Genomic DNA, 23,027 nt, shown 5'->3' on the forward strand with positions numbered 1-23,027 from the left:
TTAATGACGACAGTATGGAGACTTCGCCCTGGAGCAGATAAACGTATTCGAAGCGGCCACCCGTGGGTGTTTTCTAATGAGCTTTCCGCAAGTCCCAAAGGTTTGCTGCCCGGAACTCCGGTTGAGTTGCAAGATGCCAAAGGGCAGTTCTTAGCTCGAGGCTATGGCAACCCCCATTCCTTGATTGCATTTCGGGCGCTCAGTTTCAATAGCCAGGAAACAGAACCCACCAGTCTTGAGTTTCTTCAAAGCAAAGTTTTGACTTCGTGGAAAGTTCGTAAGGCCGCGGGATTTCGCGGCAGCTTTCGCTTGGCTTTCGGTGAATCCGATTATATTCCGGGACTGGTCTTGGATTATTACGTGATCGAGCAAAAAGGCAAAAAGGCCCAGGTCTTTGTAGCACAGCTGGTGACGGCGGGTATGAATGAAGCGCTTAAGAACGTGGATGAGTTTTTCAAAGGCTTGGCGCAAAAGGCTCATGAACAGGGACTGTCTTCTTTCACCTGGAATGAAACGGCTGTGGTCCTTCGCAATGACGTGGGGATTCGTAAATTGGAAGGGTTGGCTGTCGAAGATCCGCGAGTAGTTAAAGATCTTCCAGAGTTTGATTTAACCGACGTCGAAATTCTTTTGAATGCGGCGGCTGATGAGGGCGTCGTCGCCATGAGCTGTGATCTTAAAGAAGGCCAAAAAACCGGTTTCTTTCTGGATCAAACTCATAACATTCACTTGGCAGTAAATCTTTTTAAGAATTGGGCTAAAACAGAACCTCGTCGTAAATTACGAGTCTTGGACCTGTGCTGCTATGTCGGTCATTGGTCGACGCAAATCACTCGAGGCTTGAAGGCCTTGGGTTTTGAAGTGGAAGTTTCTTTGGTGGATGTTTCAAAAACGGCCTTGGCTTTTGCTAAAAAGAATGCAGAACGTGAAGGTGCGGAAGTGATTGTTCATGAGATGGATGTCTCTGAAGGATTAGCCAATTTGCCCAGTGCTCATTATGACATCGTGATCGCGGATCCACCCGCATTTATAAAATCAAAAAAAGATATTCCTATCGGCAAGCATGCTTACTTGAAGATGAACACCCATGCCTTCCGGTTGGTGAAACGAAATGGTTTTGTCGCTTCCTGTTCTTGTTCTGGTCTTCTGGAAGAAGAAGAATTCCGCGATGCCATTCGTAAGGCTTCTTTAAGAAATTCTTCCGAGGTGCGCAGTGTTTTGCGTGGTGGACACGCGGCAGATCATCCTACGCTGATGCAGTTTCCTGAAGGGTTTTATTTAAAAATGTACGTGCATTACGTTTAAGTGACCTTTTGTCCTTGGGCCCAGAAGCCTGCAGATTCCGTCAGTCCCGATAAGACCGAATGGAAGTGCGCCTGGGTCTGCAAGCGCTCTTTGCCGAAGCGAGTTTCTAATTCCTTTTGAATGAAAGGGACTTTGGCAGTTCCTCCGGTCAAACAGACCAGATCCACTTGTTGGGAACTTACCCCTGCATTTTTTAAGCACTCGTCCAAAGCGGAAAAGATCTTTTCTTTTGTCGCAGTGGCCCAATCAATAAACTGCTGAACGCTAAAAGTTTCTTTCATTTCGAGGCCCGGATAATCGTAGATAAAATCAGTCGTTTCACTTGCAGAAAGTGCTCTTTTTGTTTTTTCGATATTTTCGAAGAAAGGAAAGATTTGCTGATCTTCAATCAGAATGAAAAGTCTTTCCACCGCGTCGGCATCTTTTTGGGTTAACGAACACTTTTTAACTTCGCGAATGAATTCGTAAGTCTCTTTTTCTTTAAGATGCACGATGTGAGCAGGGTGATTCAAACGCTGGGAAACGGCTGGAGGCATTGTTAAGACATTGCTTCCCATGGGCAGGCGATAGCGGGACTTTGCTCCGAAGTATTCATTCAATCGGTGGCTCATGAAAACACTGTCCAAGGCGTCTCCGGCCAAGGGGCAACCGTCAATTGCCAGGACGTCTTCTTTGGCAAATCCTTCGGGTCGCAGTTTGATCAAAGTGAAGTCAGAGGTTCCTCCGCCGAAGTCGCCGATTAAAACTATTTTTTCACTGCTTAGCTGACGGCGGTAATCAAAGGCGGCCGCCAAGGGTTCCGGAACAAACTGTACTTCCTTAAAGCCGGCAAAAGCGGCGGCCTTGCCCATGCGATGCAAAGCAAATCCGTCGGCCACCGGGTCCATGGAATAGCGGGCGGGGCGACCGATCACCGCTTTTTCAATCGGAGTGTCTAATATTTTTTCAGCTCTTTTTTTCAATTCGAGAAGAAACACCCCGATTAAGCTTTCTAAGGTGAGGATGCGATTATTCAGGACGGTCCCCAAATAGTTTTGATTCGGCAAGTGTGACTTGAAGGAACGAAAGAGGCGTCCTTCCATGTCTTGTTCGATGTACTGCTCAATCGCTTCAGTTCCGTAATAACAAAGATCCGGATGTGGAAAGTAAAGAAGAGTTCTCATCATTGTAGGATCTTGCGCTTTAGGATCTAAAGGGAGAGCCTCATATCTTTGGCCGTTATGAAAGGCGCCGACCAAAGAATTACTGGTACCAAAATCGATGGAAAGAAAGCTGTCTGAAGTCATTAGGAAAAGCTATCAAACATCAAGGGTTTATACAACGGTGGCCTCTGCGAAGGTGGAGAGCCCTTCTTTGTCACCGTGATTTTCATCTTTTCACCAGGGGTGTTTTCTGGCTCGCGGGGCGAAAAGTCTTGGTATTCTGGGCCCGGACGTAAGGGGCTACTGTATGAATATGCAGAATAGAATCTTAAAACATTTCATTTTTCTAGGCTTAGCGGTGGGCCTGGTGGGTTGTGGCAATATGGAAGCCAATATCGAGCAGCCGACAGGAGCATGGGAAGAAACTTCCCGCCAATTTGAAAAGCCACTTCAAGAGCTGTATGCGAATGAAGAGTCCGAGGAAGTGGTGATGGAGCAATCACCCTCTACGACTTTACCCGTAGGACCCGCGACGGTCAGCACGCCTGGGACAGTTAATAAGTCAGAAACTAAGACTGAAACAAAAGTTGAACAAGCCAAGCCTGAAACATCTAAACCTGAAGTGAAGCCTGTTTTAAATGGGCCCGGAGTTCTGAAGCCCACCGTGTATTATTTTGTCGTGGTCAACGAAGATAAAAACGGCTGTGCGGCGGACGCCAAGAAAGATCTGCATGGCGCGGGCGGAAAGGTTCTTTTAAAAGTCTGCCCTAAAACTTGGTCCGCCTGTTCGTTGCAGGGGTCTTGTGCTGTGATTCAAAAAGGAAAAACTCACACGTTCAATATCATCGGTCGTTTTGGTGATCAGGAACGCTTTTTTGAAATCGAAGAGGACGGATGTCGTTACGGTTACGGAGTCAATAGCTCGTGTCTGGATCCTTTCTATACCTTGGCGGCAGATCTTAGCATCTACAAACCCGGTGAGGTGATTTATGTGCCGGCCGTGGTGGGCTTGCAGCTCCCGGATGGCAGCAAACACGACGGATATTTTGTGATTCGCGATAAAGGTCGCGGCATTATTGGACGTGGAAGATTTGATTTCTTCACGGGTTACTACAGTTGGATTGATAGTAACAACCCCTTCAAAAAACTGGGTTTGGGTGATGTGAAAACCAACATCCCTTATTTCCGTGTCACTGGTCATGTCGCGACGGAAGTTTTAGAGCGACGGGCTTATCCGAATCTACCCGAAAAATAGAGCGAATAACTGGCAGTATAGGAAATAAAAAAGGCTCCTCGAAAGGAGCCTTTTTTTATTTAATTTCGAGCAGAAGGTGGAAGCGCTTGCGGATTCTGAGCCGAGGCTGGCTGCGACTGCGAAGTCTGTACCTGCACGGCCGCGACCTGAGCCATCTGAGCCACCGCCATTTGTGCTTGCTGAGCTTGTTGATGGTAGTAGTTCAGTTTAGCTACATATTCTTTCAAAGCGGCATTTTCCTGTTTAAGGACACCCAACTGAGTTAACGCCTGTTGAAGGTGGCTATAGTAGTCTTGGGCTTCCAAGGCCTTTTTATCTAAAGCCAGCTTCATTTCGATAATTTTTGTTTCTGCAACAGACATTAAATTTTTGAGAACATCGCTCTGTTGATGCGCCGAAGCTTCCACTTCGCCAAACGAAGCGGAGATCTTTTCAATTTCTTCGTTTAAAGACGTGATGTTTTGATCACGCTCTTCAATGGTCGCTTGCATCTCTTCGACAGTTTGTTGCAGCTCGAACTTTTCTGTCTTCAAGTTTTGAATCGCGGTTTCAAACTGCTCGCGTTGTTCTTCCCAAAGTTGTTGTTCTTTGGCAAAGGCACTTTTCGCCTTCGCAAGTTCCATGGCAGTTTCATCTTTAAGCGCTTGGTTCAGCTCAAGGTCTCTTTGCAGAGTTTTGTTTTTTTCAAAAAGAGCCTGGCTGTATTTTTTCTCTTCGCTTTGCATTTGCAAGGCGCGAGCTTTAAGACCTTGGATTTCAAGCTGCAGTTGCAGACTGAGTTCCAAAGACTTTGCCAAGTCGCCACTGAGTTTAGTGTTGCTCGATCTTTCGGCGGAAAGCTGGTCGGCAAGCTGCTTGATTTGCGCGTCCAGAGTTTCCGGTCCGTAAGAGACGTTCTCGAGGGATTTGATTTTTTCTTTCAATTCCTCTTGGGAACCTTTCAGTTCAGAATGGAATTTTTTCATCTGAACTTGCATCTGTTCGTACTTTGGTTGAGGGGGCATAGGTTCCTCTCCCTGATGCTGGGTGCTTAACTCGTTTAGTTTATTGCAAATTTCGTCAAAAAGTTTTTCGTGCTCAGGAACGGAAGTCGTCATAGACTTCATTGTGAGGCACAGACGGAAGTCAAGTCATCGAAATTTATTGACAGAGGTCGGGGCTCTCGATTTAGGTCCAGTGATGTTTGTTGTAGGAGGATATCATGCGTTTACAAAGACCCCTTCGTTTTATAATGGCCATAGTCTTATTGATAACCTGTTCTGGTGCCCATGCTGACGATATGGGTCTGCTGAGTGACATCAAACCACCACAACAAACCTCGGAATATATCTTTCGCTCTTCTCCGAAGGAATCTTTGGTGACGGTACAATTGCTGGGGGCGGTCAATAAGCCCGGGATCTATTATGTGCCAGCTGGCACGGATCTTTTGAAGTTGATCACCTTGGCCGGTGGAACCACGAATGGCGGAGACCTTTCAGAGGTGATTGTTCGAAAAATGGAGCCTAAAACTTGGGCAGAAATTAAATCAAAGGCTGTTAATGAGTACCAAGGCGCTTTTGAAGTAGACGCAGAAAAATTGATTAAATACGGGGGGACTCGTTCCTTGCGTTTGCACCAAGATGACTTTGTCTATGTTCCACCACGCACTCCTTGGATCAGCAACGAGACCGCCCGGGGTATTACGCTTGTTTCAGTGATCTTGGGGATCGCTTTGACCGCGGTTCTTATTGATAAAAATACTGGAAATAACTAAGAATGATTCAAGCACGCGATGGCCGTATTCTATTTCTTATAAAAGCACTCGCGGCTTTGATCTTTATTTCCAAAATTTCTTTGGGGTCTCTTCTTCCTGTACCGCAAAGATTCTCTTTTCTTATTTTTCAGCAGGGCCTGCATCCTTTTGTAAATGTCTTTCTTTGTTTTCTTTTTGGTTTGCCTTTGATCTTCTTGTGGCTGCGGGTGCGAAACCGCAATCATTTGAGCGGATTCTATAAACTGTTCGTTTACGTTCTGATGTTAACACTCACGGTGCAGACCCTGTTACAAGCGCACTATGTGAATACGGAAGAATCCACCCTTATGCAAATAGGTGCTTTGGGCGTTTCTTTGTTCATGGTCGTTCTGTATGGTTTGGTCATCCCCAGTCTTTGGAGTGTTGACGAATTTATGCGCTTTATTCAGCGTTGGTCCGGATTTTTGGTTTTGATTTCACTGGTTTTGTTCGTCGTGGCAAGTGGACAGGTTTTTAAGGGGGGGCGTTTTATTGGCGTCTTTAAACACATTCCCCACATGGTCACGTGTGCGACTGTTGCGTTCGTTTTCTCGCTGGGAACTCTTCTTCAAGGCACCAAAGCGAAACATAAAATTTTAGATGCAGTGATCTTAGGGGCCAGTTTTATTGCTATTATTCTGACGGGAACACGGTCATCTGCCGGTGCGGCAGTGTTGGCTTTTGTGGTGACAATGATTCTACATAAAACTGCAACCAATCAGGGGCGTATTTTTAAATTCGCCTTCACTTCCCTGGCGATTACTTTCTCTTTGTTCTTCGGTGCCAATGTCTATGACTTCGCTCGGGGTATTGCCACAGGGCAAGCGGCATTAGGGGGGCGCGAGGCGCAAGATGGTATAGCGTCGCGATGGGAAGAAGTCGAAAGGGGATTCCAAATTTTTCAGCAGGAACCCTTGTTGGGACATGGTTTGCTTTCCAAATTCGCGGCGGGAAACGATGTGGATGTTTCGAATTACAATGCCATGAAAGACCCTCACAATATCTTTGTTTCCGCGGGGGTTGTCGGTGGCTGGCCTTTGATTATTCTGAGCGTGGTGGCTCTGGTGTTTATGCTGCTGGGATCTTTTAAAGCCCTGACTTCCCATAGTGTCTCTAAAAGACAGGTCGCCATTTATCTGCTTTCACATATTCCTATTCTGGTGATTTACCACATTCACTTATCCATCGGCGGGATGGCAGATCGTCTTTATTGGATGGTATTTGGTTTTGTGGCGGCCTCGACCATTCGTTCGGAGTCATCCGCACAGTCTTCAGAATCGTTGTGATTCGTCAAAAAATGCAGTCGGGGCACCGTGAAAAAGCAACTTCAGAGTGCTCTGAAGAGTTCGACAAGCCTTTGTCCTTTAAAAATACTGGTTGGGAGCTAAAGTGATTTTGGCATCTTGATGTTGTCAATTGAACGTACACCCCTGAACAAATTTCAAAGTCTTAATCCTCATTGCACATTAAACACAGGCCAAGGCATTAAATCGGTGGCACAACCAATGCTTGCGGGGATATGTCACAGAAGGTGGGGATATATGAGTGATCAGCATATAGAACCTGAATTAACAGTGGGCGAAATTATTAAACTTTATTTGTCCCATTGGCGCATGTTTGCTTTGTTTACCGCAGGTCTATTTGCGGTCGCGGTTCTTGTTTACGTTGTTAAGATTCCTTTTGTCGCGTCTTCGACAATTGTTATTAACGATTCACAGAACTCTTCATTGCAGGCATTCTCAAACCAGTTTTTTGGTTTGTCGAAGTCGGTTCAGGAATCAAAAAAAGGCAGTAGTTTGCTTTCTAAGCATATCGAGTATCTTAAGACTCGTGAGTTCTACGAGACTCTGCTACAAAGAATTCAAGTCCGTGGCAACAGCCCTCTTATCACTATGGAAGAGCGCAACGGCTACGATATTTTGAAGACCAACTATTTGGGTGACATAGATAAACCCGAAAAGCGGGTTCAAATTCTGCAAAAGCTGGATGCTTGGACAAAAATCAATATCGATTCGGACTTTGAAATTCGCGTGTCCGCTGTGACGCCGATTAAAGCCATGTCATTGTTTCTATCTAATACGGCCTCAGAACTGGCCGCAGAAACTTTGAAGAAACGCGAGATGAATGAAATCGCGCGTGTCGAAGACTTTATGGCGAAGCAAAAAGTCGATGCCGATCAAAAGCTGGTTCAGCTTAGTAAACAACTGGCCGAGATGCAGAACAAAGAAGGTGCCCTTCTGCCGTTAGCTTCAAAAGATAAGATGGGGGACTACATCTCAGATCTTCTGGTGCGATCTAACGAAATCAAGCTGAAGATGGCCGAGAACAACAAGATGATCGAGTACCTGCAAAAAGGTCGCTCTAATCAGCGTGAGTCCGCGCTGTACGGTGTGGGTGGCAAGATCGAGGCGCTTCGTATTGAAAATAGCATCCTCAAAACCAAATTAGGTCAGGTGCAGTCTTCGATTGATCGCTTGAAGAAGGACGCGAAAGAGCTGCCGTTTGCGGCGCAAATGGTTGATGATTTGAAAAAGAAATCTGAGTTGGAATTCGCGCGCTATAAGGAATTGACGACCAATCTTGCGAAGCTGGAAGCACAAAAGCTTTCCATCGATACCCGTTTTGAAGTTTTAGAGCGGGCTCGTTGGGAAAACACTTTGCCACAGATCGGGTTGTTAAGCTTAGGGTTGTTGTCATTATTGCTAAGTCAGTTCGCCGGTTCTTTGGTTATTTATTTTAAATACCTTTGGAATCCGAATGTGGTTACGGCTCAGGCGTCGCGCAATTTGGTTATTTTTGATAACCACTCGGCCGATCCACGCGTGATCATTGAAAACTCAAAAATTAAATTCAGTCTGAAGAAACCTGAACCCAAAGTGGAGGAAGGTGAAAAGACTGAGGATCCACAAAATATATCTTGGAATGTTGTGAATGTGGGACAGGGAACGGATGTCTCTCAATAGGATGTGAAAATGAAGAATTGGATTGTAAAAGCTCTGGCAATTGGTTTGGCGGGGACTCTTGTAGGTTGCGGAAATAGTATCAGCAAAAAAGTGCAACAAGCGGTCACGGACAATCAGCAAGCTCAGTCTAACCTGGAGTGGGAACAATCCGAGGCACATCCCGAAGCTTTGTTCGAGGAGTGGCGCCAGTCCGAAACAAAGGGCGCTCCTCGCGAAAATCTTCCTCACGAGATTTGTGAAAGTCTTGCGCAACTGGATGCACTGTCTTTAACTCTTTTTGAAAACGAAATTCGTGATGCACAGAACGAGGCTTTGCTTGCGGGCTGCAAAGCGGAACTCCTGTCCAGTATTGATTCTTACTTTTCTTCGGAAAGACAGAAGTTGTCTGTGAGTGTGAACGCCTTGGTTCCAGCGCGAACGACGAACAGCTTTAAGTTCCCAACAAATGTGCAGAAGCGCGATACCTCAAATGGTTACTATGCGACGTACGGGGATACGGCTCGCAAAGAAGTGATTCTGACTTTTGATGATGGGCCGAACAATATCTATACTCCCTCTATTTTGCGATCTTTAAATGAGGTGAATGCCAAAGCGATTTTCTTTGCATTGGGAAAGAACTCGCGTTTGAATCCCGAGACCTTGAAGCTAGTGGCTTCGCAAGGACATGCGATCGGTTCTCATACTGAAACTCATAGCTGTATCGGAAATAGTTCCGCTTGTCGAAAAATGCACGGACGTAACTTCACTTTTGACGAAGCCGTAGAAGAAATCCGCAAAGGACATCAGGCTATTTATGACGTCTTGGGTTGGATTGATCCTTTCTTCCGATTTCCCTATGCTGAAGGCTCTCCGCAATTAAGAAATTTCTTAAAGACGAGCTCGACGGGCGATTTTTCCTGGGTGATTGACAGTGAAGACTGGAAGGCTCAGTCGAATGACAACGTTTTGCGCAACACCTTGAATCAGGTGGAGGCTAAAGGTCGTGGAATCATTCTTTTCCACGATATCCAAAGGAAAACGGCGGAAATTATGCCGACATTCCTTCGCGAGCTTTACACGCGCGGTTACAGTGTTGTATTACTTCAATCTGCTGATCCGTCAGCGAGATACAACAGTAAACTTGTGAAGAAAAGAGTTCCGTAGTTTTCCTATGAAACGCCCTGATGTCGACCGCCCCTCAACGTGGAAACCCTATCGCACTGACATGTGCAGAGGCTGCTGGGGCGGCTGCTGTACGATGCCCGTTGAAATTAAGATCTCGGACTTGATTCGTCTGGGACTGACCGATGAAGACGAAGCAGCGGGTTCGATTAAAAAATTAGCCAAGCGTTTGATGAAAGAGGGGTATATTACCTCTTACCGACAGGGTACCGAGTTCTTTATGTTATCGCAAAAGGCCAACCGCGATTGTTGGTTTCTCGACTCAAAAACACGCCTTTGCACAGTTTATGAAAAGCGTCCCGATACTTGTCGTAGCTTCCCTTCGATCGGCCCGCGTCCTGGATTCTGCCCGGGAAGCACCTAGCTGGTCATTGGCGATGTCTCAATCTGAGATGTGACTGATTTTTTGACAGGGGTGCGCGCAACACGGCCTCGTCTCAGAGTGAGTTATGCCAAGTCCCTTATAAATGAGCCCAGATGGCACAAGCACTGCTCTTACTACCCAGTAAGAACAGGAGGCGACAATGGGCTTCACAGATAAAAAACTAGAAACAGCGATTATCGGGGTTTCCATCGTTTTGGTGGGGGCACTGGGTTATGTTCTAAGAGCTCCTGTTCAATCCGCGATTGCGGAACTTGAAGTCGTTTATGAAATGCCTCGCCCTAAAACTTCTTTTTTGGCGGCGTTATTTGATCTGGGTGATCGTGAGATTTCGCGTAAATACGTCAATCCATTTGCTAAGAAAAAAGAGGATCCGAAAAAGACAGCCGATAACAAGGCGGCGGCAGTTCCGGTAAAACCAGTGGCGCAAAAGAAAGCCGAAGATAAGAAAAAAGCTGAAAATCCTGCTCCGAAAAAAGTTGAAGTGCAAATCGTCGGTGATGACACTAAGACAGGCTTCGGTCAGGATGACTTTATGAATCCAGGTTCTGGTCCAGGCCAACAGTTTGTGGATAACTCAGGAAACAGCAATCCGAAAGCGGATGACACAGATGCAAAAAAAGAAACTTTGAGCGGCTCTCAGTGGCAAGCTCTTCTTCGCGCACAACCGACCGCTGAAAACGTGGCGAAGCTTGTTGATGCTTACAACCGTAAGGACGTAGATGACACGACTTTCTATTCGATTGTTGCGGATCTTTTCAGATCCAATAAAGCCGAAACACAAGCTTTGGGACTTATGGCAGTCAAATCGATCTACAATGCGCGAAGCTTTGCGATTACAGCGAAATATTTTGATCAAATGACTCCTGAATTAAAAACGCAGGCAGATGCGTATCTTGCGGGATACGCGGTGACAGCTCGCCTTGGCATTCTTAAGTCTGCGTTGCAGGCGAATGACTCGGATGTTGTCAGCGCAGCTTTGCAGGTCGTCATTGAAGGATATCAGAAAGCTAAAGACGGAGTGGTGCCCAACACCGATCCTCGTAATTCTCGAGGCGATGTCGCCACGAATGCTGTCGCTGGTTATTCGCAGTTTATTCCTTTATTGCAGCAGTTAACACAGAGCCAGGACGCGGCAATTGCAAATCTGGCGGCAAGCGGCCTTGGTCAGTTGCAAACGGCCGTTGCAGCTCTTTAAAACTGGACAGTTGCGTATTTTGTGACAAGAATATCCTTAGAAATCACCTCTAGGGATATTATGCATTTAAGTCGCCTTGTTTTTGTTCTATTTTTTTTCAGTACGCTTTCAGCGACAGCAGCCTATGATCTGCCTAAAAATTTAAACAAGGGCGAGCGACAACGAGCCTTAGAAATTCTGGGATTTGGATCTGCTGCAAAAATTTTGGATAACCCTTATCCGCTCGGTGGTTACACGGGGGTGGAGTTGGGCTTGGCTTCCGAATACATTCCCGCCGAGGATCTTTCAAACCTGGGTTCACAAACCACCGATAAAGGGGAGATCAATTATCTTACGCTGACCTTTGGAAAGGGTCTTTATTACAATGTGGATACGCATGTGTATTTCACACCGGCATTAGGAAATGGGATTCAGACTTATGGGGGCCAGGTGCGCTGGGGCTTTTACGAGGCATCATTTTTTCCGCTGACATTGTCGGCCATTCTTTCTGGAGGCGGCGCTAATTTTTCCAATCTGATTAACGTAAACACTTTAGGCGTAAATCTGATTGCGACCGTCGCTATGGATAATGTGGCCATTTATTTCGGTGGTGGCCGTGTGCGCGCGATAGGAACCTTTATCGGCGGTACGGATGGAATCACCGATGATCAAAACACAGTTGAAGAAGACATCGTTCAGAATCACACGGTGTTTGGTATCAACATTGATGTGTCTAAGTTCTTTCTTGCCCTGGAAATTGATCGTTATGCCGACTCTGTCTATTCAGGCAAGCTGGGCTATCGCTTCTAGAATTTGTTCTATGACGCAATACTTATTTCCGCTCGGTAAGCCACACCTGCTGAATGTCTACAAGTGTGCAAGACAGCTCTGTCTCTGCACAAACCACGTCTAATTTTATTGTCCTGGTTGGGGATTTGGATGAAGCCTGTTTTCCTAGGGGCTTTATATGTTGGACTTTTCGATTCTTAATTCTTCATTTTCAAACCCGACTTGGATCTCGATAGTTTATGCGTTTCTGTTAAGTTTTGTTTTAGGAACGGTCTTAGCAGTGATCTACGTGAAAACCTTCCGAGGGCTCTCGTATTCGTTAAATTTTCTGCATGGCCTGGTTCTTCTGCCCATCGTAATTGCGATCGCTATGCAGGCTATTGGCGATAATGTGGCCCGAGGGATCGGGATGATCGGTGCTTTGTCGTTATTGCGCTTTCGCACGAATGTTAAAGACCCGCGCGACATGTTTTTTATCTTTGCATCCTTGGCAGTGGGGTTGGCTTCGGGCGTTCATGCCTATGGAATCGCCATTCTAGGAACGGTTTGCTTTGTTGTGGCTCTATTGATTCTACAAGGTTCCTCTTTTGCTGCGGGCCCTCAATTTGACGGTCTTCTGCGCTTCAATTTGGCCCGAAATCCCGAGCAGCAAAGACAGATAGAGAACGTCTTGGAAGGCAAATGCCGTCATTTTGCTTTGGCGACTATTCGCGAAATGGGGCAGGGGGAACGCTTGGATTTTTCCTATCAGATCCGTCTTAAACCCCAGATGACGTCTGCGCAGCTCATTGAGGATCTTGGCAAGGTCGATTCTGTTCGAGGTCTGAATTTTATGAATCAAGAATCAGTGATCGAGGTTTAAGGATGATCAAGGCGACCCGCTCATTTTTTAGAACCTTTCTGGAGGACTTTGTCGGTTCCGACAATAAATTTCTGGCAGCGGTCTGGTGTGTTGCTGTGGTTGTCATTTTGGGCTTCGGATTCTTCTTAAATTCAGAAACGGTCAGTATTCTAGGAATAGCAGAGTCGCGGGAATTTCAGGTGAACTTCGATACCGCCGTCGAAATAAAACAAATCCACGTTATACCCGGGCAGGTCGTAAAAAAAGGCGATCTTCTTTTAGAATTGGGGCAGAAAGAACTGGACAGCCAGTTGCGCATTCTAAGATCTCGATATGATCGATTGTTGGCCGAGTTGAAGCTGCGGCGGGAGATCGCTTATTTGACAAAAGACAATTCAAAAATGCCCGAGGGGGCAGACCCTTTGCTGGTCGATCTGAATGACACCAAAAAAGAAATGAGTTTGCTTGAAAATCGTCTGCGGAACCTTTTTGTATTTGCCGAATTGGATGGTGCCGTTGGTGCGGTAAACTTTAAAAACGGTGAAAAGGCGCCCGCTTTTGCTCCGCTCGTGACTTTGGTTCCCGTCAATCCCAGCTATATCAATGGCTATGTAAATGAAAATCTGCATGCGACAGTGCATGTCGGTCAGCTTGTGGATGTCATTTCGGCCAGTGGGCAGAAAATTCAAGGACGGGTGAGCAGTGTCGGCACTCGTATCGTGCAGATTCCGGATCGGGTCTTACGAATTCAGAGCCTGCCAGCGTGGGGACGGGAAGTTGTTGTGAAGATTCCCAGTGCGAATGGATTTTTGGTGGGTGAAAAAGTAAGCGTGAAAAAATCTTGGGGCATCACTCTTTTTAGCACTGCGCAGGCGGAACAAGCGGGTGCTGCGGAAGACAGCTTTCAAAGTCTTGAAGAAATTAATTTTCCCCGTCGTATCACCGAACTATTTCAGCCGGAGATCTCGGGAATTGTCTACATTCCCGATATACATCAATTTGCGATGATTTCGGATGACTATCCCGAGGATCGACCCGCTATTCTTCTGATGAACACCAAAGGTGAAGTGGCCGAACAAATGCTGCCTATAGAGGGGTTGGAAAGAATGGAGGATATTGAATCCATTTCTTCAGACGGGGATTTTCTTTATCTTTTAAGTTCCTTGTCAGCGACCAAGAAAGAAAACCTCAAAGACGCCAGACAGCTTTTTGTAAAGGTTCGCCGCAATGGAATTCGTTTTACTTTGCAAAAACAGGTCGACTTAAGAAAAGCTCTTCTCGGGGCCTTGTCTCGGTCCCAAGATAAGGTTTTGCAGGCGGTGTTCAAACAAAGTCAGGGGACCCGACTTCATGATTTGGAAGTCGAAGGTCACTTCGTCAAAAATGGCGATCTTTACATCGCTTTGAAAAGACCGCTGGTTTTTGCCGGTGAAGGACTCATTCTAAAATTGGCGAACGCAGAAAAAATTTTCGCAACAGGGGTCCTGGAAAGTCGCAATGTCAGTGTGGCTTTGCGTTTCCCGCTAAGCCTGCCTGGAAAGCCGACCCGTCTTTATCTTTCGGACATGATTTCTTTGGAAGATCACATCTATGTCTCAACCTCTTGTGTGTCCGAAAAATGCAGTGCGGTTTGGCGCATCAATCCCGAGACCGGCGCAAGCGAACTGATCCAGGAGTTTAATCTTAAAAAGTTGGAAGGAATTGCTATTGGTCCTTCGGGTCATCAGATTTTCGGGGTTTTTGATAATAAAAAAGGAGGCAAATTTATTACCATTCCCTTTGCCGCGACACAGGGGCAGAAATGATGTCTTTGATTCCTTGGTGGTTTCTTGTGTCATCTGTGTTCGCAGTGACCCCCGAGCAGGTTCTTAAAACAGCCTGGAATGATAAAACTTACCTTTCTTTTGAGGAAATTCAGGCGACGGATTCAAAGAATCCTTTGCGGAGTGTGGAAGGATTTGTTTCCTCTGAAGAAGAGGAAAGGGATACTGAATCCAAAATCGGTTTGAAGTTTCAGTTCAAATCATGGCCGGAATGGAAAACAGGACGTCCTAAAGGCACTGAACAAAAACTTCTTCGCAGTGCTTCGTTAGGGTGGGCTTTAAAGAATCGCTACAACACCCTTCTTATTTACGAATTAAATCGCCAAAAAACAGCGAAACTGAGCCAAATGATCCAGCTTTCAGAAAGACATGTTCAGGCTCAAACTTTATCTTTACGGGCGGGGCGATCGACGTCCAAATCCTATATTTCGGCCAGAGCGGAGCTTGTGAAGTTGAAGAGGTCCCTGTCTGTGTTACAGCAGGAAAGACAAATGCTTGAAACCCGAATTCAAGTATGGGTGCCCTCTTGGCAAGAGGGGTCTTTAGAGACCCTAAATCTTGTTAGCGTAGAGGATGTGGAACAAAACTTAAAAGCATCCGTCGTTAAAGGAGATTCTTTGACGAAGAAGATTGCCAATGAAGAAATTGAACAGCTCACTCAGGAACTGACGATCGTTAAAGGTCGCGAAAATCAGTGGTTTAAAGGGGTTGATGTTAGCCAGAACCGAAAAAAAAATGATATCTCTTATGAGATTGAGGTGACCTTACAACTGCCTTTTCTTTTTTCGGATGACTTATCCAAACAAAAACAAAATGAACTTATTCTAAAACGCGCTTTGAAGCAGCGAGATGTCGAAGAAACGGGTAATCGACTGGAAACTCTGCGCGTGCAAATTTTGAATCTGATTGAAATTTACAAAGACACCCAAAAGTTAAGCCGGATTCAAGGCGGCGGCTTAGACCCCTTGGCCAATATCGAGCGCAAACTAGCAGAGGAACAAGAGGCTCTGGATCTTTTGAATCAACAGCAAGAGATCCTCAGCCTTTATCTGGAATATCTGCTGGAGTCAGAAATTTTGAACAACAGGCCGGAAAAAAATTATTTGGATAAATCTTTAAAGGCGCTGTTATGAGCATTCAGGTGTCGCCCCTAAATTTGGAAAGATACGAGTTAAAATATTTGATTTCCCCGGATCTTGTTGAGCCCATTTCCCGGTTCGTAGAAGCGTACTGTTTTATGGACCATTTCTCTGAGGTCGCAGAGGATAAGTACTACACGATTAACAGTCTCTATTTGGACTCGCCCTCGTACTATATTTTGCGATTTAAAGAGCGTGCGAATGCCTTTAGTTTTAATATGCGCATTCGTTCCTACGGAGCGGGAACGACTCCGCCTTATTTCTTTGAAGTGAAATACAAGGTGCGGGAATTCGTAAAAAAGAAAAGAGCGAAAGTGTCAGTCGCTCGATGGCAGGATATTTTAAATTTTGACTTGATTCCTGAAGGTCTGGATGAAGGATCTCGCAGCAATCTGGAAGATTTCCTGCGACAAAAAATCACATACAATGTCGCCCCGGTTATTCTGACGCAGTATCGGCGCAAGGCCTATATTTCCCATGTCGATGATTATGCGCGGGTGACGTTTGACAGAGATTTAAGGTTTCATGAAGTGGATGCCTGGACAGTCACCCCTAATGAAAAGCTTTTGAGTCACTATGATCACCCGGACTCATTTGAAGAACCGGGAAAGTGCGTGGTGCTAGAACTAAAATGCGAAAAAAAAATTCCGCTATGGATGATTGATCTGATTCGTCGCTTCGGGCTGGTCAGTGGCTCTTTTTCAAAGTTTGGTAATTCCATGGCGACGCATTTGGGAATTCCTGACGTGACGTCGCCAGGAATTCTATATCGGTAGTTACAAATCACAGCGGTAAGCGGGTTTGCTGGCGCCTGGGATATAAGTTTCCAGATCAACATCGAAGTGCAGTTCTCCCGCCTGACATTTTGACAGAAGAATTTGTTTTGCTTTCGTGGCATTGCCGACCAGAACGGCATAATCATTGGAAGTGAATAACATTTCTCGCGTGAAGTAGTCCTTGGTATAGGCGTCCTTCAAAGTTCGTTCAAAAGCTAAAAATCGGCGATAGGTGCTGTAACTGATATGTCGGACTTGTTCTAACGCGTTCACTCTGCGCATCATGTTGGTTTTTATGATGGCACAGTCATTATCTTTAAGAACCATTTCTTTGATTAAGGCGGCCTGCTTGCCCGCCATCGCATCTTTTTCTGCTTGAGGTACTTGCAGCTGGTTACCCACCCATTTGGCCTCTGACTTCATTCGCTCAATTTTCATTGAGGAGGGATTTGCGGCATACCAATAGAACTTGTAGTGGATATTCCCGATTCGGTCCTGTTGATTCATCAGCGTATCCAGAAGGACTAGATCCGACACATCTTTCATTTGCGTGACCGTCTGTGCGACCGAGGCGAAGTCTTTCGTGCCGACGATTTGTTCCACACTTTGTGAACTGGCGACTTTTTGAAAAGGTGGCTGCTGTAAGAATCGCTGATAGCGCGTTTCGTAGGGGCCATTGCCACTGACTTCCATGTATTGTTCTTCATTTTTTATGTTGTCTGATAAGGCTCCATAAAGTTGACTCAGGCTATTGTCAACGACAGTGGGGTAGTTGCCGGGAGTCTTGTGAATGCGCCCCATCGCAGCCCAGGAAGACTTAATTTCATAAGGACTGTTTTGTAGATTAGCAATAGCTTTATCAGTTAGGCGGGCATGAATATCTCGATCCATAGAGCGAATCACCGCGACTGGAACACGTCCCACGTTGCCCAGAATTCTTGAGATTGGATAGTAGGCCAAAATTCCTGGCGTGTAAGAGCAGGTGACCGACTGTTTAAACTTCGCTTCTGTCTTAACGCCCATTTTTTTCACGTCACAGTTTGAAGCATCAATTGCGTCTTTCGAATAGGAAGCGTTGGGCTTTAATATCAAAATAGCTGGATTTGTTGAGGTGTATTTAGGGCAGATTCCCATGTTGGAATGAAAGTCGTAGCTGCAGAGATCATTTTCTTTTTCTACATCATCGGCACGATACGAAGCCCCGGGCCATTTTTTCGGAATCACGCAGACCTCGGCCAACCCTTGCGGAGAGCGATATTCGACTCGACGCTCACCTTGCAGCTCGGAAAGATTCAGAGCCATTGCGGAGGAAGCGAAGGTACTTATGCAAAAAAAGGAGATCGACTTAGTCATCATAATAAACTCGTTTCAGACAGGTTGAGCTCCATTTATAAAAAGGAACGACAGTATCCGCACCTTACAAAAAGGAGAATATTCGTATTAGCGACTCAGGAAAGCCTTACTTAAGGAGAGAGAAAAAAATAACCGCCTCATGTTTGAAAGAAAATGGGTCCAGTCTGATTGTGTGTTTCAACAAAACTTCCGCATGATCACGTAATGAAAAAAGGATATTTCAAAACCGCAATTATTTTATTCGCTGCCGTTACTCAACTTACGGGATGTATGGAAGCTGCGCTCATGAAAGGCGTGACAGACGCCGCTTCGGGAAAAACAGGTGGGCAAAAGGAACCCGCCGTAACTAGCCCCGATGATTCCAATTCTTCCAATGACTCTGCGGCCTTGCCGGACTCGGGTGTCAGTGCCGGTGCTTTTAGCATCGAAAAAGAGGCGCAAAAGTACAAAGACCGTTACGAACTTACCGACACCTTTGCAAAGCTCACCGACAACCGAGGCGATGGAGTCGAAGAACTCTGGGGAACTCGGAATTTTCGCGTGGTTCTTCATGGTGTAATGTACCGAGGTGGAGCTAATAACAAGTACCTGAATCCATCGCGCAACAATGTGAATCCTTTGCCCACGGTGGGTTTGAACAACTTATGTAAAGAGGATTTCGGAGCGTCGGTGTATCTTTATTCGGAAAACTATTCGACGGCACCGAAGAGCGTGACTTGTCAAAACACCTCTCATCAGACTCATACGCTGCAGTATAAACAATATGCCGCTGCCGGTGAAAATGAAGCCATTTTGCAAATGGTCTATAACCGCATCAAAGGTAAGCTGAACGGGCCTATTTACGCTCACTGTTGGAATGGGTGGCATTCGTCAGGCTTGATCGCGGGAATGGCGCTAAAACAATTTTGTGGCTGGAGCAATGATAAGGTTGACGCCTATTGGGTGAAGAACACCGACGGAAACTCTTCGGGTTTCACGACTATTCGCAACCGTCTGAAGGCATTTAAGCCCTATGTGAAGTTTTCGATTACGGCGGCGGAAAGAGCCGCCATCTGTCCGGCGAATTAAAAAAGAAAAGGGCCGATTTTGCGGCCCTTTTTTATTTTTGCGCTTTTTCGATCAGTTTCGTTGTGGACTTGCCATCCACAAACTGGAGCGACATGACCTTCCCGCCGTAGGACATGACAAACGGAGCACCCACAATCGATTCTATTTTCCAGTCGCCGCCTTTGACTAAAATGTCGGGGCGAACTTTGTGAATCAGATTTTCGGGCGTTTCTTCGGTAAAGATCACCGTGAAATCCACGGCCGCTAGAGCCGCCAAGATCTCGGCACGATCATTTTCAACCTGTACTGGGCGAGTAGGGCCTTTAAGTTTTTTTACACTGGCATCCGAGTTGACTCCGACCACCAGGACATCACCTAAAGCTCTGGCTTCCTGCAAATAACGAACGTGGCCGACATGCAGAAGATCAAAGCAGCCATTGGTGAAAACGATTTTTTTTCCTTGAGAGCGAAGCGGAGCCAAGCTGTTTTCAATATCATCAAATTTACGAACTTGGCCCATGGAAATTATGCCTTTTTATAGAGGCGAGCGCCTGTGATAGAACCTGCAAGATCCTGTCCCAGAACAGTCGAAAGAATTGGGAAGACAATAAAGCCAGTCGCGATAACCAGCAAAGAACGAGCGACCACTCGCAAAGAGTAAGACGCTTTATTTAGTTCTGCAGGTTGACCAACACGCTGATCAAAAGCCCACTCACCAGGTGTGCAGCCCATGAATAAACGGTTCACCGTCAGATAAGCAAAGCTCACCATCGCGAACAGTGACAATGTCGCGATGTAGATCATTCCTTGTGAATCTGGATTTGTCAGATTACCAATGAGATCCACTTTCGTGATCACCAGCAAAATAATCATGCACAACAAACTAGAGGCGACAACAAGCATCCCATCCAGCATGGCGGCAGAAAAACTCCACGTCGCTTTTTTGTATTCTTCTTTAACCGCAGCTTGCGAGATTTTTTGTTTGCTGTTGTCGAAATCCAAACGACGATTCTTCTGAAGAGTCTTGAGAATTTCGTCAACGGCCGCAGAACCATCGCCACCGACTTCGGTCGCACCAGGAGCCGGTTGGATTTGTGGGGAGGTATTACGGCTTTTGCGTGGCAAAGGAGGACGTAATGGGTCCACAGAGGATTCTTCAATCAACTCCAAGCCTTGACCCATCATACGGTTTTTAGAAAATGTCTCTGTCTTCGGTTCATCTTTGGCGCCTGCGGCCGCTTTCTTTTTATGAAAACCTAGACCGTCCGTGAGTGGCTTAAACTCAAATTCCTCGAAGGGATCCATTCCCTCTCCTTTCAACACATCAGATCAAAGTCATACTTTAGGACTGATACCAGAGCCATGCAAGCCGTTTCAACTCGCAAAACCTGGGGTCCCAAGGTGACTGGGCGAAGGCCTAGTTGCTGAAATTTTTCGACTTCATTGTGAGAAAATCCGCCTTCCGAGCCCACGATAATCCAGATCGCCTTAACTCCTTGAGGATGCTGGGATTTCACCTGTTGAACATAATCCTTGATGCTAAGAGTCGATGGACCCTCATAAGCAAATAGACCCACGTGGTTCGCATCCTGGTTAATCAAATCTGATATTTTCTCGAACGAAATCGCGGGCTGCACCTTCAGCAAATCGCCGCGGCCAGACTGTTGTGTAGCGGAGCGGACAATCTTGTCCCAGCGTTCGACCTTGTTATCAGAAAGCTTTTCGCCAGTTCTAAGAAAACTGAATTCTGAAAAGAATGGCTGAATGCTTTTAACCCCCATTTCCACAGCTTTTTCCATAATGGCATCCATGACGGGGAAGCGTGAAATGGAAAGGGCCAAATGGATATGAGGCTCTTTTAATGGAGGTATGATTCGTTCTTCAAGAATACGAGCGGTGGCGTTCTTTTTTGCCACCACCGTGACTTCGACGAAATACGCTTTGCTATCTTCCGTAAGTACTTCGAACTTCGAGCCCACCTCTTGGCGGCAGACATCGAAAATATGATGAAAAACATCACCCGTGAAGTTCACCTGATCCTGGAACAAATCTTTTTTTTCGATCCAATAGCGTCTCATAGTTTTGCTTGGGCCCAATAGCCCACCCATTCGTCTTTTTCGAGGCGACGAAGAACTGTGAGACCTGAGTTTTCCATGAATTTTTCAAAGAAGTGATTGTCACGTTCTTCAAGAATACCTGTCAGAAGGATGTGACCACCTGGTTTTAAGACACGAAGAAGGTCGGATTTGATATTGATTAGAACGCCATCAATAATGTTGGCGACCACCACATCATATTGAGAGCGCATATCTTCAATCTGTGTTTCGGGAATATCGATTTGTTCCAGATGATTCAGCTTCACATTTTCACGCGCCACACGGCGAGCTTCAGGATCAATTTCAATTCCAGTGACCAGGCCCATACCACTCATCTGTGCCAACATAGCGAGAATCGCGGTGCCGGTGCCGACGTCGAGCATAGCCCATTCGGCAATTTCACTTTTATATTTTTCGGCCAGCTTGTGGATGAAGAAGGCCATCATTTGCGTCGTGGCATGAGTGCCCGTACCAAAAGCCATTCCGGGATCGATAAAGATCGCGTGTTTGCATTCTTCTGGTGGCTGCAACCAGGACGGAACCACCCAGAAATCGCCGACCAGTTTAAAAGGCTTAAATCCTTTTTTCCATTCTTCCAACCAGTCCTTATTTTCTTCCTCGAAAATATTCCATCTGATGCCGGCATTGATTTCCAAAAGACCGTCAAAGAAAGTCTGAGCAGGTTCTTCTGGGAAAAAAACATCCATTTCGTGGGAACGAACGTGAAGAAGTTTGGGATCGTAGGTGAGATCGGGTTGAATAAATGCCAAAGCCTCTGTCACTCCAGAGGCGCCACATTCAAAACTGTGTGTGGTGATGATGTCTTCCAGTTCGGCTGGCACTTGGCTTAGGCGGATACGAAAATAAGAATTGTCACTCATGAAGAGTGTTGTTACCAGAATCCGCCGTTTTTTCAAGGGTTTCCCTGACGGTCGCCGAGGATGCCGCGGTCGATGGTGCGGTGGGGGCTGAACTGCTATTAGTTGCGGCAGAAAGCACGCTATTGGCATTGGCGTTGGCAGAAACTACAGGGTTCGCTCCTGCTGTATTTACTGCCGCAGCGGGAGTCGATATCGGCAGGGCCGTAGCCGGGGTCACGCCCACCAGGGGGGCGACGGGGGAAGAAGCCGTGGTTACGGTTACGAGAGCGGCTGCGACCGCATTGGTTTCCGGTTCTACTTCAGCCACTTTGCGTTTGGGTTTCGGCTTTGAGTTATCAATAAACGATCCCTGAAGGTCGATACGGTCGCCTGTCATGATGCCGACTTGTTCCAGCATGGGCAGTTCGTCGCGGGAAAGCAGGGTGTACTCGCGAGCGACCGCGACCCGGTCATAGACCGCGATGATTTTAAGCTGGCCCACGGGAACATTGATTTCACCAACGGCGTTAGCGCCACTGGCGTCGCGAATATTGATCTTACGAACGGCCGTTACAACCAGGTTTTTTTTCAATCCCGAAGAGGGGCCGGCGTTGATGTAGAAGTCTTTGTAGACGGTGTCCTCTTCAGACATCGTGATATTTCGGCGCACATCCACGATGCTGATATCGGCGGCTTGAGATTTCATCGTGAAACCGACAAGAAGCAAAAAGAGAGAGATAAACTTCATAAGAAAACCTTTCCATGGTTTGTCTGGAAGCTTTATCGGCTGTCTTATTTTGAAACTTAAGAAGGGAAAAGGACTTAGGGATCTAAGTCCAGTTAGTTAGAAACGATGGCACCTTGAACTGAGCTGTAAACCTTGTAGGTGTTGTCCGACGTCGTTTGCTCAATACCCGACATGTAGTTTCCTACCGTGCTTTGTACGTGGTATGTCACTCCATTGCCCGAGGCCGTTCCCGTCTGGGTCGATCCAGAAACTAAGCCTGTAGTCTTCGCGGGATCTTGAAATTTAATGGGGGCGGGGACTTCCTTGGCAAGTTGCTCAAGGGTTGCTTCCATCGAACACCCTGTTGCCAAAATGCTAAGTAGAGCCAGGAGAAATAGATTTTTCACGTACAACCTCCGA

At 46.3% G+C, this 23,027-nt stretch carries 23 protein-coding genes; 14 read left to right on the forward strand and 9 right to left on the reverse strand.

Annotated features, from left to right (window positions below):
• Positions 1–3 precede the first annotated feature (3 nt).
• The gene (locus tag OM95_RS04810; RefSeq protein ID WP_041870880.1) at positions 4–1,305 is read left to right on the forward strand and encodes a methyltransferase domain-containing protein; all 1,302 of its coding nucleotides are present in this window, start codon (positions 4–6) and stop codon (positions 1,303–1,305) included.
• Here OM95_RS04810 and OM95_RS04815 read toward each other — a convergent pair.
• Positions 1,302–2,591 carry an Hsp70 family protein gene (locus tag OM95_RS04815; protein WP_041870882.1) on the reverse strand — a complete coding sequence of 430 codons (1,290 nt, stop codon included), beginning with the start codon at positions 2,589–2,591 and terminating at the stop codon, positions 1,302–1,304. The genes OM95_RS04810 and OM95_RS04815 overlap by 4 nt on opposite strands.
• Positions 2,592–2,754: 163 nt before the next feature.
• On the opposite strand from OM95_RS04815, the gene OM95_RS17105 reads away from it, so the two are divergent.
• The gene (locus OM95_RS17105) at positions 2,755–3,702 is read left to right on the forward strand and encodes a 3D domain-containing protein (protein ID WP_291515576.1); all 948 of its coding nucleotides are present in this window, start codon (positions 2,755–2,757) and stop codon (positions 3,700–3,702) included.
• A gap of 59 nt (positions 3,703–3,761) precedes the next feature.
• Here the strand turns inward: OM95_RS17105 and OM95_RS04825 are convergent, their stop codons facing one another.
• Positions 3,762–4,706 (reverse strand): hypothetical protein, encoded by a 945-nt coding sequence (locus OM95_RS04825; protein ID WP_291515577.1) that lies wholly within the window; start codon positions 4,704–4,706, stop codon positions 3,762–3,764.
• A gap of 197 nt (positions 4,707–4,903) precedes the next feature.
• Here OM95_RS04825 and OM95_RS04830 point away from each other — a divergent pair, with 197 nt between their 5' ends.
• The 11 genes from OM95_RS04830 (at position 4,904) to OM95_RS04880 (ending at position 16,524) form a co-directional block, all read left to right on the forward strand.
• Positions 4,904–5,455, forward strand: coding sequence for an SLBB domain-containing protein (locus tag OM95_RS04830; RefSeq protein ID WP_041870884.1), 552 nt, complete (start codon positions 4,904–4,906; stop codon positions 5,453–5,455).
• Positions 5,456–5,457: 2 nt separating this feature from the next.
• Positions 5,458–6,759 (forward strand): O-antigen ligase family protein, encoded by a 1,302-nt coding sequence (locus OM95_RS04835; protein WP_041870886.1) that lies wholly within the window; start codon positions 5,458–5,460, stop codon positions 6,757–6,759.
• 255 nt (positions 6,760–7,014) lie between these two features.
• A complete protein-coding gene (locus OM95_RS04840) occupies positions 7,015–8,436 on the forward strand; it encodes a hypothetical protein (protein WP_041870888.1) in 1,422 nt (473 codons plus the stop codon).
• A gap of 9 nt (positions 8,437–8,445) precedes the next feature.
• Complete coding sequence (locus OM95_RS04845) at positions 8,446–9,579, forward strand: polysaccharide deacetylase family protein (protein ID WP_041870890.1); 1,134 nt, start codon at positions 8,446–8,448, stop codon at positions 9,577–9,579.
• Between the two features lie 7 nt (positions 9,580–9,586).
• Complete coding sequence (locus OM95_RS04850) at positions 9,587–9,961, forward strand: YkgJ family cysteine cluster protein (protein ID WP_291515578.1); 375 nt, start codon at positions 9,587–9,589, stop codon at positions 9,959–9,961.
• 160 nt (positions 9,962–10,121) lie between these two features.
• Positions 10,122–11,177, forward strand: a complete 1,056-nt coding sequence (locus OM95_RS04855; RefSeq protein ID WP_041870892.1) for a hypothetical protein — start codon at positions 10,122–10,124, stop codon at positions 11,175–11,177.
• A gap of 60 nt (positions 11,178–11,237) precedes the next feature.
• Positions 11,238–11,966, forward strand: coding sequence for a hypothetical protein (locus tag OM95_RS04860; protein ID WP_291515579.1), 729 nt, complete (start codon positions 11,238–11,240; stop codon positions 11,964–11,966).
• A gap of 157 nt (positions 11,967–12,123) precedes the next feature.
• Entirely contained in the window at positions 12,124–12,807 is a 684-nt protein-coding gene (locus OM95_RS04865) for a DUF4956 domain-containing protein (RefSeq protein WP_041870894.1), read from the forward strand.
• A 2-nt stretch (positions 12,808–12,809) separates the two neighbouring features.
• Positions 12,810–14,591 carry a biotin/lipoyl-binding protein gene (locus tag OM95_RS04870; RefSeq protein ID WP_291515580.1) on the forward strand — a complete coding sequence of 594 codons (1,782 nt, stop codon included), beginning with the start codon at positions 12,810–12,812 and terminating at the stop codon, positions 14,589–14,591.
• A complete protein-coding gene (locus OM95_RS04875) occupies positions 14,588–15,742 on the forward strand; it encodes a hypothetical protein (RefSeq protein ID WP_291515581.1) in 1,155 nt (384 codons plus the stop codon). The genes OM95_RS04870 and OM95_RS04875 overlap by 4 nt, the downstream gene beginning before the upstream one ends.
• Positions 15,739–16,524: a polyphosphate polymerase domain-containing protein gene (locus tag OM95_RS04880; RefSeq protein WP_041870896.1), complete on the forward strand. Its 786-nt coding sequence runs from the start codon at positions 15,739–15,741 to the stop codon at positions 16,522–16,524. The genes OM95_RS04875 and OM95_RS04880 overlap by 4 nt, the downstream gene beginning before the upstream one ends.
• On the opposite strand, the gene OM95_RS04885 is transcribed toward OM95_RS04880, so the two are convergent.
• Positions 16,525–17,826: a hypothetical protein gene (locus OM95_RS04885; protein WP_291515582.1), complete on the reverse strand. Its 1,302-nt coding sequence runs from the start codon at positions 17,824–17,826 to the stop codon at positions 16,525–16,527.
• 255 nt (positions 17,827–18,081) lie between these two features.
• Here OM95_RS04885 and OM95_RS04890 point away from each other — a divergent pair, with 255 nt between their 5' ends.
• Positions 18,082–18,945: a hypothetical protein gene (locus OM95_RS04890; protein ID WP_041870900.1), complete on the forward strand. Its 864-nt coding sequence runs from the start codon at positions 18,082–18,084 to the stop codon at positions 18,943–18,945.
• A gap of 31 nt (positions 18,946–18,976) precedes the next feature.
• Here OM95_RS04890 and rfaE2 read toward each other — a convergent pair whose 3' ends face one another.
• The 6 genes from rfaE2 to OM95_RS04920 form a co-directional block, all read right to left on the reverse strand.
• Complete coding sequence (gene rfaE2, locus OM95_RS04895) at positions 18,977–19,444, reverse strand: D-glycero-beta-D-manno-heptose 1-phosphate adenylyltransferase (RefSeq protein WP_291515583.1); 468 nt, start codon at positions 19,442–19,444, stop codon at positions 18,977–18,979.
• A 5-nt stretch (positions 19,445–19,449) separates the two neighbouring features.
• On the reverse strand, positions 19,450–20,229 hold the full coding sequence (locus tag OM95_RS04900) for an RDD family protein (RefSeq protein WP_041870902.1): 780 nt from the start codon (positions 20,227–20,229) through the stop codon (positions 19,450–19,452).
• Positions 20,230–20,240: 11 nt separating this feature from the next.
• Positions 20,241–21,002 (reverse strand): 16S rRNA (uracil(1498)-N(3))-methyltransferase, encoded by a 762-nt coding sequence (locus OM95_RS04905; protein WP_041870904.1) that lies wholly within the window; start codon positions 21,000–21,002, stop codon positions 20,241–20,243.
• Positions 20,999–21,901, reverse strand: coding sequence for a 50S ribosomal protein L11 methyltransferase (locus OM95_RS04910; RefSeq protein WP_041870905.1), 903 nt, complete (start codon positions 21,899–21,901; stop codon positions 20,999–21,001). Before OM95_RS04910 ends, OM95_RS04905 begins: the two co-directional genes overlap by 4 nt.
• Positions 21,894–22,628, reverse strand: coding sequence for a hypothetical protein (locus OM95_RS04915; protein ID WP_291515584.1), 735 nt, complete (start codon positions 22,626–22,628; stop codon positions 21,894–21,896). Before OM95_RS04915 ends, OM95_RS04910 begins: the two co-directional genes overlap by 8 nt.
• 92 nt (positions 22,629–22,720) lie before the next feature.
• On the reverse strand, positions 22,721–23,014 hold the full coding sequence (locus OM95_RS04920) for a hypothetical protein (RefSeq protein ID WP_291515585.1): 294 nt from the start codon (positions 23,012–23,014) through the stop codon (positions 22,721–22,723).
• Positions 23,015–23,027: the final 13 nt, after the last annotated feature.

This window comes from Bdellovibrio sp. ArHS (genome assembly GCF_000786105.1).
Taxonomy (GTDB): domain Bacteria; phylum Bdellovibrionota; class Bdellovibrionia; order Bdellovibrionales; family Bdellovibrionaceae; genus Bdellovibrio.